We start from the raw sequence: 13,348 nt of genomic DNA on the forward strand, positions 1-13,348 counted from the left end.
ACCGGGGAGGAGCCGGGGTCGGCGTCGCCCCCGCCCCTCCGTCCGTCACGCCGCCTCGACGGCCTCGAACGGCTGCGCCGCCCTGCGCCGGCCGTGCAGCCACACCAGGGCCGCCGCGACGACGGCGAGGGACACGAGCGCCACCAGGGCCGGGACGAGACCGACGAGCGGGCCCGCCGCCAGGCAGCACACACCACCCAGGGCGAGGGCGGTCGGCCGCCGGCCCGTGGTGCGCAGCACGATCGCGGCGGCGCCCAGCAGATACACGCCTACGCCCCCGGTCAACGACCAGGCCACGACCCCGTGGAGGGGCTCCGCGAGCCCGTAGTGCCCGGTGTCGGCGACCTGTTGGAGGACCTTCTTCATCCCGAGCGCGCAGAGCACGACACCCGCGACCAGCGGCAGATGCAGGAACGTGTACACGTCCCGGGCGAACCGGGTGCGGTCGTCGCCGTCGAGGCCGGCGAGCCGGTGCTCGGCCGTCTCACCGAGCTGCCGGAAGTACAGCCGCCACAGCCCGGCCGAGAGCAGCAGCCCGGCCGCCGAGGCGCCGAGCACGGCGAAGGTGAGCGGGAAGCCGGAGACGCCTACGCCCATCGCGACGATGGACTCGCCGAGCGCGATGATCACGATCAGGCCGTGCCGCTCGGAGAAGTGCCCGGGGGAGTTGACCCGCCAGCCGGTGGCGCCGGTGACGAAGATGCCCAGGTAGTCGACGGCCACCGCCCCCAGCCACAGCAGGAGTTGGACCCGGCCGCTGTACGAGCTGCCGATCAGGAGCAGCACCAGCGGCGGGACGACCGACGTCAGGGCCGTACGGCGCAGCGTGGCGCGCAGGACGGGGTCGCCGGGGCTGGAGACCCAGTAAGACACCAGGTGCAGGACGCGCACCGCGCCGTAGCAGAGCACGAAGAGCAGCGGCGTCGACAGCCCGCCCGGCGGGTCCGCGAACACGTCCGGGACGGCGAGCGACACGATCAGGACCACGGCCATGACCGTGACGAGGACCCCGAACAGGGCGCCGGAGTCGGCCCGTACGACATTTCCCAGCCAGGCGAAGCAGCACCAGCACCACCACAGCAGTGCGAGCACGACCATCGCGCCGACCACCCGCACCGGCGAGGGCGCGGCCGCCATCAGGGCGGTGACCTGCGTGATCGCATACACGAACACCAGGTCGAAGAAGAGCTCCGCGGGCGTCACCGCGTGGTCGTCCCCGGTGGCCACCATGCGGGCCCGTTCCCTGCTCCACGCCATGTCTCTCTCCCCCTCCGGGGAGACCACCCCCGGCCACCCCGGCGCGAACAATACTCACGCCCGGCGCCCGGTGGCAGACGGTTCCCGCCACCGGCCGCGCCACACCCGCGCACGACCTGCGCCGCCGCGATCGCCCATGGAACAGCGGGAGTCGAACCTCGCCGCCCTGGCCTCCTGTCGGACGTCGGTGCGCCTGGCCGTCGGGGGCGGCTCCCTGTCGGCTCGGGGAGCCGGACGGGGAGCCACGCCGGACGACACCCGGCGAACGCAGGCGGACTTCGACGACCGTCGTGCCACTCAGAACGTGGGAGAGCGGGCGGTGTGCGCGAGGCCGGGGGAGGCGCCGCATTACCTCCCACGTAATCGACCCCCGCCCCGCCGCCCGGCATGCTCGGAGACACCGGAACCCGGGCGGCGCACTCCGCTCGGGCTCCGGGTCCACCACCAGCGCGAACGTCCCCCATGGAGGGTGATCCGCCATGTCCCAGGCCCTGCTCGCCGGCCTTGCCCGCACCACCCGTCCGCAGTCCGCGGTGCGCCGCTTCCTCGCCCTCGACGCCGTCGTCACCGGGGCGAACGGCATCGCCTACGCCGTCGCCTCCGGCCCGCTCGGGGAGCTCCTCGGCGTCGACGCGGGCCTCCTGCTCGAACTGGGCGTCCTGCTCGCCGTGTACGCCGCCGGTGTCGCCTGGCTCGCGAGCCGCCCGCAGCCGCCGGCGCTCGGTGTGAAGCTCGTCGTCGACATCAACGCGCTCTGGGCCGTCCTCAGCATCGTCGCCCTCGTCGCCTGGCTTGAGCCGACCACTGCCGGCCTGGTGTGGACACCCCTTCAGGCGGCCACCGTCGGCGGCTTCGCCCTCGCGCAGTGGGCGGCCCTCCGGGCCGTCGCCGCCAGGCCGTCCCTTCCGGCTTGACCGGCAGGATCCGAAAGAGACGACCTAGCCGCCGAACGGCGGCAGGGACTGGAGGTACACGACCGTCGCCGGGTCGGCCGGGAGGAACGTCTCGATGGCCAGCTCGGCGACCGTCACGTCCAGCGGGGTGTTGAACGTCGAGATCGACGACACGAACGACAGCACCCGCCCGTCGTGCTCGATCCGCAGCGGCAGCGCGAAGTACGGGTACAGCTCGTCGGGACCCGGCGCGCCCGCCCCGTCCCCGTCGTCCGCGCCCGGCGGCGGGGGATACGCCAGCACCTCCGCGTACAGCGCCCGCAGCGACTCCGAGCGGGCCAGCCCGATCTGACGCTCCATCTGGTGCAGCAGATGCCCGCGCCACTCCGGCAGGTTCCGGATCCGGGGCGCGAGCCCTTCCGGATGCAGGGTGACCCGCATCGCGTTCAGCGGCGGCGTCAGCAGATGCTCCGGCAGCCCGTCGAGCAGCAGCCCGATGGCCCGGTTCGCCGCCACCACCGTGTACGAGCCGTCCACCACGAGCGCCGGATACGGCTCGTACCCCTGCAGCAGCTGCTCGATGCCCGCCCGCAGCGTCTCCAGACGCGGGGCGTCGAGCGGCGACTCCGCGTACCGGGGCGCGTACCCGGCGGCCAGCAGCAGGGCGTTCCGCTCGCGGACCGGCACCTCCAGGTGCTCGGCCAGCCTGAGGATCATCTCCTCGCTCGGCCGGGAACGGCCCGTCTCCACGAACGAGATGTGCCGCGCGGAGGAGTCCGCACGCAGCGCCAGCTCCAGCTGGCTCAGCCGCCGCTGCTCGCGCCAACCGCGCAGCAGTGGCCCCACTCCCGTGTCGCTCACGACCGTTGTCATGGCCAGACGGTATCTCAGAGGGGGACCCGGGTAGTTTCCTCCGGGGACCCCTGTCCGTCACCCGCACCACCCGACCGGAGGGAGCACCGCCGTGCCCACACAGCCGCTGTCGCAGAAGGAGATCGAGGACCGACTGCGGGAGCTCCCCGGCTGGTCCGTCGAGGACGATCGGCTCACCCGCGAGTACCGGCTCGGCGACCACTTCGCGGCGACCGCGTTCGTCGTCCATGTGGCCAGGATCCAGCAGGAGCTCGACCACCACTCGGATCTGACCCTCGGCTACAACACCGTCGCCCTGTCCGTGAACACCCACTCCGCCGGCGGCGCCGTCACCGACAAGGACTTCGGGCTCGCCGAGCGCGTGGAGGGAATCGCCCCGGGCCACGGCGCCGCCTGACACACGGTCACCCTCCGCACGTCACCCACCACCTGCCACCCACCACCCACCACCTGCCTCTTCGTACGGTCACTCCCCTCGTACGATCGTCGGCATGGCGGACACCCTGCTCGACTACGAGACCGAAGCGGCGCACTACGACCGGACCCGGGGCGGGGTGCCCCGGGCCGGTGCCGCGGCCGAGGCCGTCCTGAGCCTCGTGCCGCCCGGCGCCCGGACCCTGCTCGACCTGGCCTGCGGAACCGGCCTCGTCACCGAACGGCTCACCCGGCCGGGACTGCGCGTCTACGGGGCCGACGCCGCCCACGCCATGCTGCGGGTCGCCGAGGGACGCGTACCCGGCCGGGTCGTCCGCGCCGACGCCCGGCGACTGCCGTTCCCCGACGCCTCCCTGGACGCGGTCGGCGCCGTCTGGCTGCTGCACCTCGTCCCCTTCGCCGCGGAGATCGTCGCCGAGGCCGCCCGCGTCCTGCGCCCCGGCGGCGTCCTGATCGCCACCGTCGACAAGGACGCGGCCCACGACGTCGGCAGCGACATCGACACGATCCTCCGCCCGTACCGCTCGGCCGGGGCGGCCTCCGACCGGGCCGACCTCATCACCGGGTACGCCGCCGCCCACGGTCTCGCGCCCGCCCCCGGCACCCACTTCGCGGGACACAGCCAGGGCGGCACCCCGCGCGACACCGTACGGAAGCTGCGCGCCGGGTACTTCGCCTCCTGGTTCCCCGGTGACGCGGCGGCCGTCGAGACGCTCGCCACCGCCCTCGCCGCCCTCCCGGACCAGGACCGGCCCCGTGCCGATCCCCGGTACCGGCTCGCCCGATTCGTACGGCAGGACTGAGGAGGGAAGCGCGGGCCGCCGGCTCAGGCCGCCTCGCCGGCCCAGGTCGCGTCCGCGAACGCCCCGAAGGAGCGCGGCTCGCGGCCCAGGACCCGCTTCACCCCGTCCGTCACCGAGGCGTTGTGGCCGTCGAGGAGCGTCGCGAACAGGGCCGCGAGCCATTCGGCCTCCGGGGCCGGCAGCCCGAACTCGGTGAGCATCGCCGCGTACTCGGACCGGGACGCCGACCGGTAGGCCACCGGACGCCCCGAGGCACGCGAGATCTCCGCCACCACCTCCGCGAAGCCGATCGGACGGGGTCCCGTCAGCTCGTGCACCCGCCCCGCGTGGCCCTCCGTCGTCAGGGTCTCGACGACCACGTCCGCGAGGTCGTCCACGTCGATGAACGGCTCGGCCGTGTCACCCGCCGGGAAGACGACCACGCCCTCCGCGACCCCCTCCGCGAGCAGCCCCTCGGAGAAGTTCTGCGCGAAGAACGAGGCGCGCACGACGGTCAGTTCCACCCCGACCGCCGCCGCACGCAGGGCCTCCTCCGCCACGACGGCCTCCGGCTCCCCGCGCCCGGACAGCACCGTCAGCCGCCGTACGCCGTGCTCCGCGGCCAACCGGCCGAAGGTCTCCATCGCCTCGACCCCGCCCGGCGCGGCGAGATCCGGGTAGTAGGCCACGTACGCGGCGTCCGCGCCCCGCAGTGCCGGGCCCCAGGTCTCCGGAGCCTCCCAGTCGAAGGGCGTCGAGCCGGAACGGGACCCGGCGCGGACGGTCGCCCCGCGCGCCGTGAGCCGCTCGGCCACGCGACGCCCGGTCTTGCCGGTGGCGCTCGTCACCAGGACGGTCGCGCTCCCGCCGTTCGGGCTGTGCCCGTTCGTGCTCTGCTCGTTCGTGCTCTGCCCGTTCGCGCTCCGGCCGTTCGTGCCCTGCTCGTTCCGCGTGTCGTTCGTCTGGTTCGTCATGGGTCAAGACTCCCGCCCACGGCGCCCGCAGCCCATGCTCCGCCGTCTCACACCCCTATGTCTCCGTCTCACGGCCCGCCTACCCTGGTGACCCATGGACGCACTCGCCGGACTCCTCGACGGACCACGCGCCAGGGGCGCCTTCCTGCTCCGCATGGTCATGGAGCCGCCGTGGTCGGTGCGCATCGAGGACGGCGCACCGATCTGCGTGATGTGCGTGACCGAGGGCGAGGCCTGGGTCGTTCCCGCCACCGGCGACCCCGTCGTGCTGCGGCCCGGGGACATCGCCATCGTCCGGGGCCCGCGGCCGTACACCGTCGCCCACGCCCCCGACGCCCCGCCCAGCGCCGTCATCGGGCCCGACGGCGTCTGCACCACCCTCAGCGGCGAGCCGCTCGCCGACCGCATGCGGCTCGGCGTCCGCACCTGGGGCAACGCGCCCGACGGGGGCACCACGGTCCTCGTCGGCACGTACCGGATGGACGGCGAGGTCGGCCGCCGGCTGCTCGACGCCCTGCCGGAGCTGCTCCATCTGCCCGCCGACGCGTGGAACTGCCCCCTCATGCCGTTCCTCGGCACGGAGATCGCCCGCGACGAACCCGGCCAGACCGTCGTCCTCGACCGGGTCCTCGACCTCCTGCTCATCTCCGGAGTCCGCGCCTGGTTCTCCCGGCCGGGTGCCGAGGCCCCCGCCTGGTACCGCGCCATGGGTGATCCGGTCGTCGGCCGTGCCCTGCGACTGCTCCAGGACGACCCCGCCCATCCCTGGACCGTCGCCTCGCTGGCCGCGAAGGCGGGCGTGTCCCGGGCCGCGCTCGCCCGCCGCTTCACGGAACTCGTCGGCGAGCCCCCGATGGCGTACCTCACCGACTGGCGGCTCGCGCTCGCCGCCGATCTGCTGCGCGAGAGCGACGCCACCGTCGAGTCCGTCGCCCGGCAGGTCGGCTACAGCGGCGCCTTCGCCCTCAGTGCCGCCTTCAAGCGGGTCAGGGGCGTCAGCCCGCAGGAGCACCGCGCCGGGGCATGAGTCGGCGGGTATGACGATACGAGCAACACAGGATCGATTTTCTTGCCAGAACGGCAACGCTTCTCGCGCTCGCGGCCGACTCGACGCACCCTGGACCCATGAGCCAGCACACCGCAACGCAGCACGGCCACTCGCACGGCGACGGGCACGCGCACCAGCACATTCCCGGTGCCCCGCACGCCGCCGGGCACAAGCACGGCCACGGTTCCCACCACCACGGCGCCCCTCTCGACTGGAACGAGATCGCCCCGCTCCTGGAGTGGCAGGCGGAGATCGAGAGCCCCGCCTACGCGGACGCCGCCGCCTGGCTCGGCACGCTCACCGCCGTGCAGGGCGTCCGCCGGGTCCTCGACGTCGGCAGCGGCCCCGGTGTCGTCACCGGCGTCCTCGCCGAGGCCTTCCCGGCGGCCGGGGCGGTCGCCGTCGACGGCAGCCCCGAGCTCCTCGTCCGTGCCCGTGAACGCGCCGTGGAACGCGGTCTCGGCGCCCGGGTCTCCACGCTTCACGCCGAACTCCCGGAAGGCATCGCCGAACTGGGGAAGGCCGACGTGATCTGGGCGGGCAACTCCCTGCACCACATCGGCGACCAGCGGGCCGCGCTCGTCGAGTTCGCGGGCCTGCTGAACCCCGGCGGCCTGATGGTCCTCGTCGAGGGCGGGCTGCCCAGCCGGTACCTGCCCTGGCACCTCGGCTTCGGCCGGCCGGGCCTGGAGGCGCGCCTCGACGCCGCCAACGCCGACCGGTTCGCCGAGATGCGGGCGGACACCCCCGGCCACAAGGACGAGCCGGACGACTGGCGGGCCCTGCTCGCCGACGCGGGCCTCACCCCCGCAGGCACCCGCACCTTCCTCACCGACGTCCCCGCGCCGGTGTCCCCGGTCGTACGGGAGCTGGCCCTCACCCACTTCGGCCGGGTCCGGGACAGCTTCGGCGACCGCCTCGACGCGGACGACCGCGCGATGCTCGACCGGCTCCTCGACCCGGCCGACGCGCTGTCGCTCCACCACCGCACGGACCTCTTCTACCTCGCGGCCCGCACGGTCCACACCGCTCGCAAGGGCTGAGGACCGCCGCGCCCGGGCCGGCCGTATCCCGGCGGGGTACCGCCGCGTCCCCGGCCGTATCCCGGCGGGGTCAGGACACCGGTTCCAGCCGCCACCACTGGAACGGGGAGTCGGTGTCCTCCCACTGCCGTACGCTGCCGCCGTCCTCCTTCGAGTCGTCGGCTACCTCCAGGAACAGCCCGCTGATGAAGCTCACGAGGGCGACCGTCCCCGGCGACTGCAGGTCCTGCTCGATGATCCACTCCTGCGCGCCGAAGTTGTTCGCCTTCCACTGCTGGATGTCGGCGCCGTTCTCCGTGGAGGCGTTGGCGACGTCGAGCCGCTTGCCGCTGGCCGCGTTGACCAGGTGGTGGAGCCCGCCGCCGTTCGGCACGGAGGTGATGTGCCAGTGCTGTCCCGGGGTGCCGTTCTCGGTGCCCTGCTGCACCTTGGCACCGCTGCGGCTCGACCCCTGGTACACCTCGAGGAGCAGCCCGCTGGCCACGTTCCGCACCCGGTAGAGGCCGTCCTCGACGGGCACCGGAGAACCACCACTCACCGAATCGACTCCCTCACTCGCCGTTCGCCACGCTGCCGCACGGTCCGCCGTCGACTCTATGCCGGGGGTACGACAACGGCGCCGGGGTCCGGGCGGACCTCGGCGCCGTCGTCACCGTCATCGTCGTCGTCGTGGTGCGCCGCCCGTCGGACGCGCCGCGCGATCGGTCAGGCGCCGAACTCCGCCGGGTCCGGGCCCAGTCGGCGGCTCTCGTCGAGGGCGGCGATCGCCGCCAGGTCCTCGGCGTCCAGCTCGAAGCCGAAGACGTCGATGTTCTCCTGGATGCGCGACGGGGTGACCGACTTCGGGATCACCACGTTCCCCAGCTGGAGGTGCCAGCGCAGCACCACCTGGGCCGGGGTCCGCCCGTGCTTGCGGCCGATCGCGACGATCGCCGGCACGTCCAGGAGCCCCTTGCCCGAGCCGAGCGGCGACCACGCCTCGGTCGCGATGCCGTGCCGGGCGTGCGCGTCCCGCGACGCCTGCTGGGAGAGCTGCGGGTGGAGCTCGATCTGGTTGACGGCGGGCACCACCGAGGTCTCCCCGATCAGCCGCTCCAGGTGCTCCGGGAGGAAGTTCGAGACACCGATCGCCTTGGCGCGCCCGTCCGCGTGGATCTTCTCGAACGCGCGGTAGGTGTCGACGTACGCGCCCTTCGAGGGGACCGGCCAGTGGATCAGGTACAGGTCGACGTAGTCGAGCCCGAGCTTGTCGAGCGAGGCGTCGAAGGCCTTCAGCGTCGAGTCGAAGCCCTGCTCGCTGTTCCACAGCTTGGTGGTGACGAACAGGTCCTCGCGAGCGATCCCGGACGCGGCGACGGCACGGCCCGTGCCTTCCTCGTTGCCGTAGATCGCGGCGGTGTCGATCGAGCGGTAGCCGGCTTCCAGGGCGGTCGCCACGGCCGTCGCGGCCTCGTCGTCCGGCACCTGCCAGACACCGAAGCCCAGCTGCGGCATCCGCACGCCGTTGTTCAGGGTGACCGAGGGAACCTTGCTGTCCGTGCTCACGTGGAGGGGATCCTTACGTTGTCGCGGGTCTTGCCTGACTGCTCCCACCCTCAACGATCCGGGGAAGTCATGCATTCCGTCTCCCGGGTCACGATGCCCCCGGTCCCCGCTCAGCCGTACAGCGCCGCGACCTCCGCCGCGTACGCCCGCTCGATCGCCTTCCGCTTCAGCTTCAGGGACGGGGTCAGCAGCCCGTGCTCCTCGCTGAACGGATGCGCCAGGATCCGGAAGGTGCGGATGGACTCGGCCTGCGAGACCAGCGTGTTCGCCGCCACCACCCCCCGCCGGATCTCCGTCTCCAGGGAGGGATCGCGTACGAGCTCCGCCGGTGCGAGCGGCGCCCGCCCCTGCATCGCGAGCCAGTGCTCCACCGCCTCCTGGTCGATGGTCACGAGCGCGGCGATGTACGGCCTGTCGTTGCCGACGACGATGCACTGGGCGATCAGCGGATGCGCCCGCACCCGCTCCTCGAGGGCGGTCGGCGCGACGCTCTTGCCGCCCGAGGTCACCAGGATCTCCTTCTTGCGCCCGGTGATCGTCAGATAGCCGTCCTCGTCGAGGGAGCCCAGGTCCCCGGTGGCCAGCCAGCCGTCGTTGAGGACGGCTGCGGTCGCCTCGGGGGCGTTGAGGTAGCCGGAGAAGACCTGGCCGCCGTGCAGCCACACCTCGCCGTCCTCCGCGATGTGCACCGTCGTCCCCGGGACCGGCTGCCCCACCGTGCCGTACCGCGTCCGCTCCGGCGGGTTCGCGGTCGCGGCGGCCGAGGACTCCGTCAGGCCGTACCCCTCGAAGACCGTCACCCCCGCACCCGCGAAGAACAGCCCCTGCCGGCGGTCCATCGCCGAACCGCCCGACATCGCGTGCCGAAGCCGTCCGCCGAGGGCCGCGCGGACCTTCGCGTACACCGTCTTCTCGAAGAACTGGTGCTGCACCCGCAGCGCCGCCGAAGGCCCCGGGCCGGTACCGAAGGCCTTGTGCTCCAGGGCCTCCGCGTACGCGACCGCCACCTCCACGGCCTTGTCGAACGGGCCCGTCTTCCCCTCCCGCTCCGCCTTGCGCCGCGCCGCGTTGAAGACCTTCTCGAAGACGTACGGCACGGCCAGGACGAAACTCGGCCGGAAGGCGGCGAGGTCCGGGATCAGGTCCACCGCCGCCATCACCGGCTGGTGCCCCAGCTTCACCCCGGTCCGGACCGCCGCCACCTCCACCATGCGCCCGAAGACGTGCGCGAGCGGCAGGAACAGCAGCGTCGACGCCTCCTCGCCCGGCCGGGAACGGAACACCGACTCCCAGCGCCCCACCAGCATGTCCGTCTCGAACATGAAGTTGGAATGGGTGATCACACAGCCCTTGGGGCGGCCCGTCGTCCCCGAGGTGTAGATGACCGTCGCGACCGTCTCCGGGGTCACCGCCCGCCGGTGCCGGTGCACGACGTCCTCGTCGATGTCCGCCCCGGCGGCCGTCAGCTCGGCCACCGCGCCCGCGTCCAGCTGCCACAGGCGCTGGAGCCGGGGCAGCCGGTCGATCACCGATCCGATCGTCATCGCGTGGTCCTCGTGCTCCACCACGCAGGCCGTGACCTCGGAGTCGTGCAGCATCCAGAAGACCTGCTCGGCGGAGGACGTCGGATAGATCGGCACGGGCTGTGCGCCGAGCGTCCACAGCGCGAAGTCGAAGAGCGTCCACTCGTAGCGGGTGCGGGCCATGACGGCGACCCGGTCGCCGAACCGCACCCCCTCCGCGATCAGCCCTTTCGCCAGACCGAGGATCTCGTCCCGGAACCGCGCGGCCGTCACGTCCCGCCACTCGCCGTCCGGACCCTTCCGGCCGAACGTGATCCGCTCCGGCTCCGTCAGGGCACGCTCGAACACGGCGTCCGCCAGACCGCCGACCTGAGGCGCCGCCTCGACGGGCGGCACGGTGAACTCGCGCACTGACCTGCTCCTCGACGGCTCGATGGCTGGAAAAGCTCGTTGTAGCGCTCCGTACGGCGCGGGTGACGGTACCCCACGGGACTGCCCGGCGGGAGGGCCTTTCACCAAGCCGGGACATACCGTGTTCGCACAGGTCAGGATGGGTGGCAGAGTCAAGTCACAGATGCTGCGGGGGCGTTACCGACCGCTCGGTACGTCCGCCGGGCGGGAATCTCCACGGAATCTGTACGGGCCGCTCACGGGCCGCCACCCGACGAGGCACCGCACGTGCACGTGCGGGGCTGTTCGGACGGGGCCGCACGTGCGCGTGGGGAGCCGACCGGACGGGGCCGCCGTGTGCTCGGCGGTCCCGCCCGGGCCGCACCGGGACCGGCGTCAGGCCGGCCGGTGCAGCCGGTCGCCGCCCGCCAGGATCGCCTCCGCCAGCGCGTCCGCAGCCTCCTGCACCGCCCCGCCCCGGCGCCCCGCGCGCAGCACGAAGCCGACGTCGCCGAGTTCCGGAAGCCCCGCCACCGGCACCAGACCCGGCGGCACCAGACCCCGCGTGTGCGCCATCACGCCGAGACCCGCCCGGGCCGCCGCCACGTTCGCGCTCAGGCTGGAACTCGTACACGCGATCCGCCACGCCCGCCCGTGCCCCTCCAGGGCCTCCAGGGCCCGCGCCCGGGTGATCCCCGGCGGCGGATAAAGGATCAGCGGAACCGGACGGTCGGGATCCAGCCGAAGGCCCGGCGCCCCGATCCAGATCAGGGAGTCCTCCCACACGAGCCGCCCCTCGCTCTCCCCGTCGCGCCGCTTGGCCAGGATCAGATCCAGCCGGCCCGCGGCGAGCCGTGCCTGGAGCGTGCCGGACAGCTCGACCGTCAGCTCCAGGTCGACCTCCGGGTGCTCGCGCCGGAACGACTCCAGGATCTCCGGCAGCCGGGTCGTCACGAAGTCCTCCGACGCCCCGAAGCGCAGCCGCCCGCGCAGCCGCGTCCCGCCGAAGTAGGCCGCCGCCCGCTCCTGGGCCTGGAGGATCGTGCGCGCGAAGCCGAGCATCGCCTCGCCGTCCTCGGTCAGCGCCACCCGATGGGTGTCCCGGGTGAACAGCGGCCGGCCCGTCGCCTCCTCCAGGCGCCGCACGTGCTGGCTGACGGTCGACTGCCGCAGCCCGAGGCGGTCCGCGGCCCGGGTGAAGCTCAGCGTCTGGGCCACGGCGAGGAAGGTGCGGAGATGAGTGGGCTCGTACACAGGACGACCGTAACGCCCGCAAGCCGTGATCATCGCGAATCGCGATGACAGTCAGTGCACTGTGCGGGATTCCCGATCACCGGGTCCTGGGCCAGGATGGAAAGGCGCGAGGCGCCCTCTCGCCGTGCACAGAGCAGTGGAGCCCATGACCGCCCGTACGCCCGCCCCCACCCCGCGCGGAGACCGCACCGGTACCCCGCGCGGAGACCGCACCGGTACCCCGCGCGGAGACCGCACCGGTACCCCGCGCGGAGACCGCCCCGGTACCCCGCGACGCGCCCTCCGGCTGCCCGCCTGGCTGCCCGTCGACGGGTACGTCCTGGCGCTGCTCGGCACGGTCGGCCTCGCCGCGCTCCTCCCCGCGTCCGGCGGCGCCGCCCGCGTCGCGGAAGGCACGGCCACCGGAGCCGTGGCCCTCCTCTTCTTCCTCTACGGGGCACGGCTCTCCACCCGCGAGGCGCTCGACGGCCTCAAGCACTGGCGGCTCCACCTCACCGTCCTCGGCAGCACCTTCCTGCTCTTCCCGCTCCTCGGACTCGCCGCCCGCGGCCTCGTCCCCACCGTGCTCACCCCCCAGCTCTACAGCGGCCTCCTCTTCCTCTGCCTGGTGCCGTCCACCATCCAGTCCTCCATCGCCTTCACGTCGATCGCCCGCGGCAACGTGCCCGCCGCGATCTGCGCGGGCTCCTTCTCCTCCCTCGCCGGCATCGTCCTCACCCCGCTGCTCGCCGCGCTCCTCCTCGGCAACAGCGCGGGCGGCCTCTCCGCCGACGCGCTCCTGAAGATCGTGCTCCAGCTCCTCGTACCGTTCCTCGCCGGACAATTCCTGCGACGTTGGGTCGGCGGCCTCCTCGTCCGCCACAGGAAGGTCCTCGGGTACGTCGACCGGGGCTCGATACTCCTCGTCGTCTACACCGCCTTCAGCCAGGGCATGGTCGCCGGCATCTGGCACCTGGTGACCCCGGCCCGGCTCGGCCTGCTGCTCGCCGTCGAGGCCGTCCTGCTCGCGGCGATGCTGGCCCTGACCTGGTACGGAGCCGGGCGTCTCGGCTTCGGCCGGGCGGACCGCATCGCGATCCAGTTCGCCGGTTCGAAGAAGAGCCTGGCGGCGGGACTGCCGATGGCGAGCGTCCTCTTCGGCGCCCAGGCGGCGCTCGCCGTGCTCCCGCTGATGCTCTTCCACCAGATGCAGCTGATGGTGTGCGCGGTGATCGCGAAGCGCCGCGCGCGTGACGCGGAGGGGAATCCCGGGACGGACGGGACCCCGGCGGCTCCCTCAGGGGCTCCCTCCGTAGGCCGGATCACACCCACGACCACCCCGGGATGATCAT

Annotated in this window: 13 protein-coding genes; 6 read left to right on the forward strand and 7 right to left on the reverse strand. The window is 73.2% G+C overall.

The window, feature by feature from the left end:
* Positions 1-45 precede the first annotated feature (45 nt).
* The gene (locus tag ACZ4XX_RS07340) at positions 46-1,257 is read right to left on the reverse strand and encodes a low temperature requirement protein A (protein ID WP_468506967.1); all 1,212 of its coding nucleotides are present in this window, start codon (positions 1,255-1,257) and stop codon (positions 46-48) included.
* Positions 1,258-1,736: 479 nt separating this feature from the next.
* Here ACZ4XX_RS07340 and ACZ4XX_RS07345 point away from each other — a divergent pair, with 479 nt between their 5' ends.
* Positions 1,737-2,171, forward strand: a complete 435-nt coding sequence (locus tag ACZ4XX_RS07345; RefSeq protein ID WP_468506968.1) for a hypothetical protein — start codon at positions 1,737-1,739, stop codon at positions 2,169-2,171.
* Between the two features lie 24 nt (positions 2,172-2,195).
* Here the strand turns inward: ACZ4XX_RS07345 and ACZ4XX_RS07350 are convergent, their stop codons facing one another.
* Positions 2,196-3,023 (reverse strand): helix-turn-helix domain-containing protein, encoded by an 828-nt coding sequence (locus tag ACZ4XX_RS07350; RefSeq protein WP_468506969.1) that lies wholly within the window; start codon positions 3,021-3,023, stop codon positions 2,196-2,198.
* A 91-nt stretch (positions 3,024-3,114) separates the two neighbouring features.
* Between ACZ4XX_RS07350 and ACZ4XX_RS07355 the strand changes: the two genes are divergently transcribed.
* Positions 3,115-3,420 carry a 4a-hydroxytetrahydrobiopterin dehydratase gene (locus ACZ4XX_RS07355; protein WP_319313399.1) on the forward strand — a complete coding sequence of 102 codons (306 nt, stop codon included), beginning with the start codon at positions 3,115-3,117 and terminating at the stop codon, positions 3,418-3,420.
* A 106-nt stretch (positions 3,421-3,526) separates the two neighbouring features.
* Entirely contained in the window at positions 3,527-4,261 is a 735-nt protein-coding gene (locus ACZ4XX_RS07360; protein ID WP_468507131.1) for a class I SAM-dependent methyltransferase, read from the forward strand.
* A gap of 23 nt (positions 4,262-4,284) precedes the next feature.
* Here ACZ4XX_RS07360 and ACZ4XX_RS07365 read toward each other — a convergent pair whose 3' ends face one another.
* Entirely contained in the window at positions 4,285-5,214 is a 930-nt protein-coding gene (locus ACZ4XX_RS07365; RefSeq protein ID WP_468506970.1) for a Rossmann-fold NAD(P)-binding domain-containing protein, read from the reverse strand.
* A 94-nt stretch (positions 5,215-5,308) separates the two neighbouring features.
* Here ACZ4XX_RS07365 and ACZ4XX_RS07370 point away from each other — a divergent pair, with 94 nt between their 5' ends.
* Both ACZ4XX_RS07370 and ACZ4XX_RS07375 read left to right on the forward strand, forming a co-directional pair.
* Positions 5,309-6,241: an AraC family transcriptional regulator gene (locus ACZ4XX_RS07370; protein WP_468506971.1), complete on the forward strand. Its 933-nt coding sequence runs from the start codon at positions 5,309-5,311 to the stop codon at positions 6,239-6,241.
* A 98-nt stretch (positions 6,242-6,339) separates the two neighbouring features.
* The gene (locus ACZ4XX_RS07375; protein WP_468506972.1) at positions 6,340-7,305 is read left to right on the forward strand and encodes a class I SAM-dependent methyltransferase; all 966 of its coding nucleotides are present in this window, start codon (positions 6,340-6,342) and stop codon (positions 7,303-7,305) included.
* A 70-nt stretch (positions 7,306-7,375) separates the two neighbouring features.
* Here the strand turns inward: ACZ4XX_RS07375 and ACZ4XX_RS07380 are convergent, their stop codons facing one another.
* From ACZ4XX_RS07380 to ACZ4XX_RS07395, 4 genes are all read right to left on the reverse strand, one after another.
* Positions 7,376-7,843 carry an RICIN domain-containing protein gene (locus ACZ4XX_RS07380; protein WP_468506973.1) on the reverse strand — a complete coding sequence of 156 codons (468 nt, stop codon included), beginning with the start codon at positions 7,841-7,843 and terminating at the stop codon, positions 7,376-7,378.
* A gap of 167 nt (positions 7,844-8,010) precedes the next feature.
* Positions 8,011-8,799 (reverse strand): aldo/keto reductase, encoded by a 789-nt coding sequence (locus ACZ4XX_RS07385; protein ID WP_468507132.1) that lies wholly within the window; start codon positions 8,797-8,799, stop codon positions 8,011-8,013.
* 161 nt (positions 8,800-8,960) lie between these two features.
* Positions 8,961-10,784, reverse strand: coding sequence for an AMP-dependent synthetase/ligase (locus ACZ4XX_RS07390; protein ID WP_468506974.1), 1,824 nt, complete (start codon positions 10,782-10,784; stop codon positions 8,961-8,963).
* 375 nt (positions 10,785-11,159) lie between these two features.
* Positions 11,160-12,017, reverse strand: a complete 858-nt coding sequence (locus tag ACZ4XX_RS07395; protein WP_468506975.1) for a LysR substrate-binding domain-containing protein — start codon at positions 12,015-12,017, stop codon at positions 11,160-11,162.
* A 145-nt stretch (positions 12,018-12,162) separates the two neighbouring features.
* Here ACZ4XX_RS07395 and ACZ4XX_RS07400 point away from each other — a divergent pair, with 145 nt between their 5' ends.
* Positions 12,163-13,344 carry a bile acid:sodium symporter family protein gene (locus ACZ4XX_RS07400; RefSeq protein WP_468506976.1) on the forward strand — a complete coding sequence of 394 codons (1,182 nt, stop codon included), beginning with the start codon at positions 12,163-12,165 and terminating at the stop codon, positions 13,342-13,344.
* The last annotated feature ends 4 nt before the right edge of the window (positions 13,345-13,348 follow it).

It is taken from the genome of Streptomyces sp. NPDC029956, assembly GCF_055574655.1.

Bases quoted from the DNA above. Each gene is read 5' to 3' on its own strand.
- ACZ4XX_RS07340 (WP_468506967.1), bottom strand. From the start codon at position 1,257: ATGGCGTGGAGCAGGGAACGGGCCCGCATGGTGGCCACCGGGGACGAC.
- ACZ4XX_RS07345 (WP_468506968.1), top strand. From the start codon at position 1,737: ATGTCCCAGGCCCTGCTCGCCGGCCTTGCCCGCACCACCCGTCCGCAG.
- ACZ4XX_RS07350 (WP_468506969.1), bottom strand. From the start codon at position 3,023: ATGACAACGGTCGTGAGCGACACGGGAGTGGGGCCACTGCTGCGCGGT.
- ACZ4XX_RS07365 (WP_468506970.1), bottom strand. From the start codon at position 5,214: ATGACGAACCAGACGAACGACACGCGGAACGAGCAGGGCACGAACGGC.
- ACZ4XX_RS07370 (WP_468506971.1), top strand. From the start codon at position 5,309: ATGGACGCACTCGCCGGACTCCTCGACGGACCACGCGCCAGGGGCGCC.
- ACZ4XX_RS07375 (WP_468506972.1), top strand. From the start codon at position 6,340: ATGAGCCAGCACACCGCAACGCAGCACGGCCACTCGCACGGCGACGGG.
- ACZ4XX_RS07385 (WP_468507132.1), bottom strand. From the start codon at position 8,799: ATGCCGCAGCTGGGCTTCGGTGTCTGGCAGGTGCCGGACGACGAGGCC.
- ACZ4XX_RS07400 (WP_468506976.1), top strand. From the start codon at position 12,163: ATGACCGCCCGTACGCCCGCCCCCACCCCGCGCGGAGACCGCACCGGT.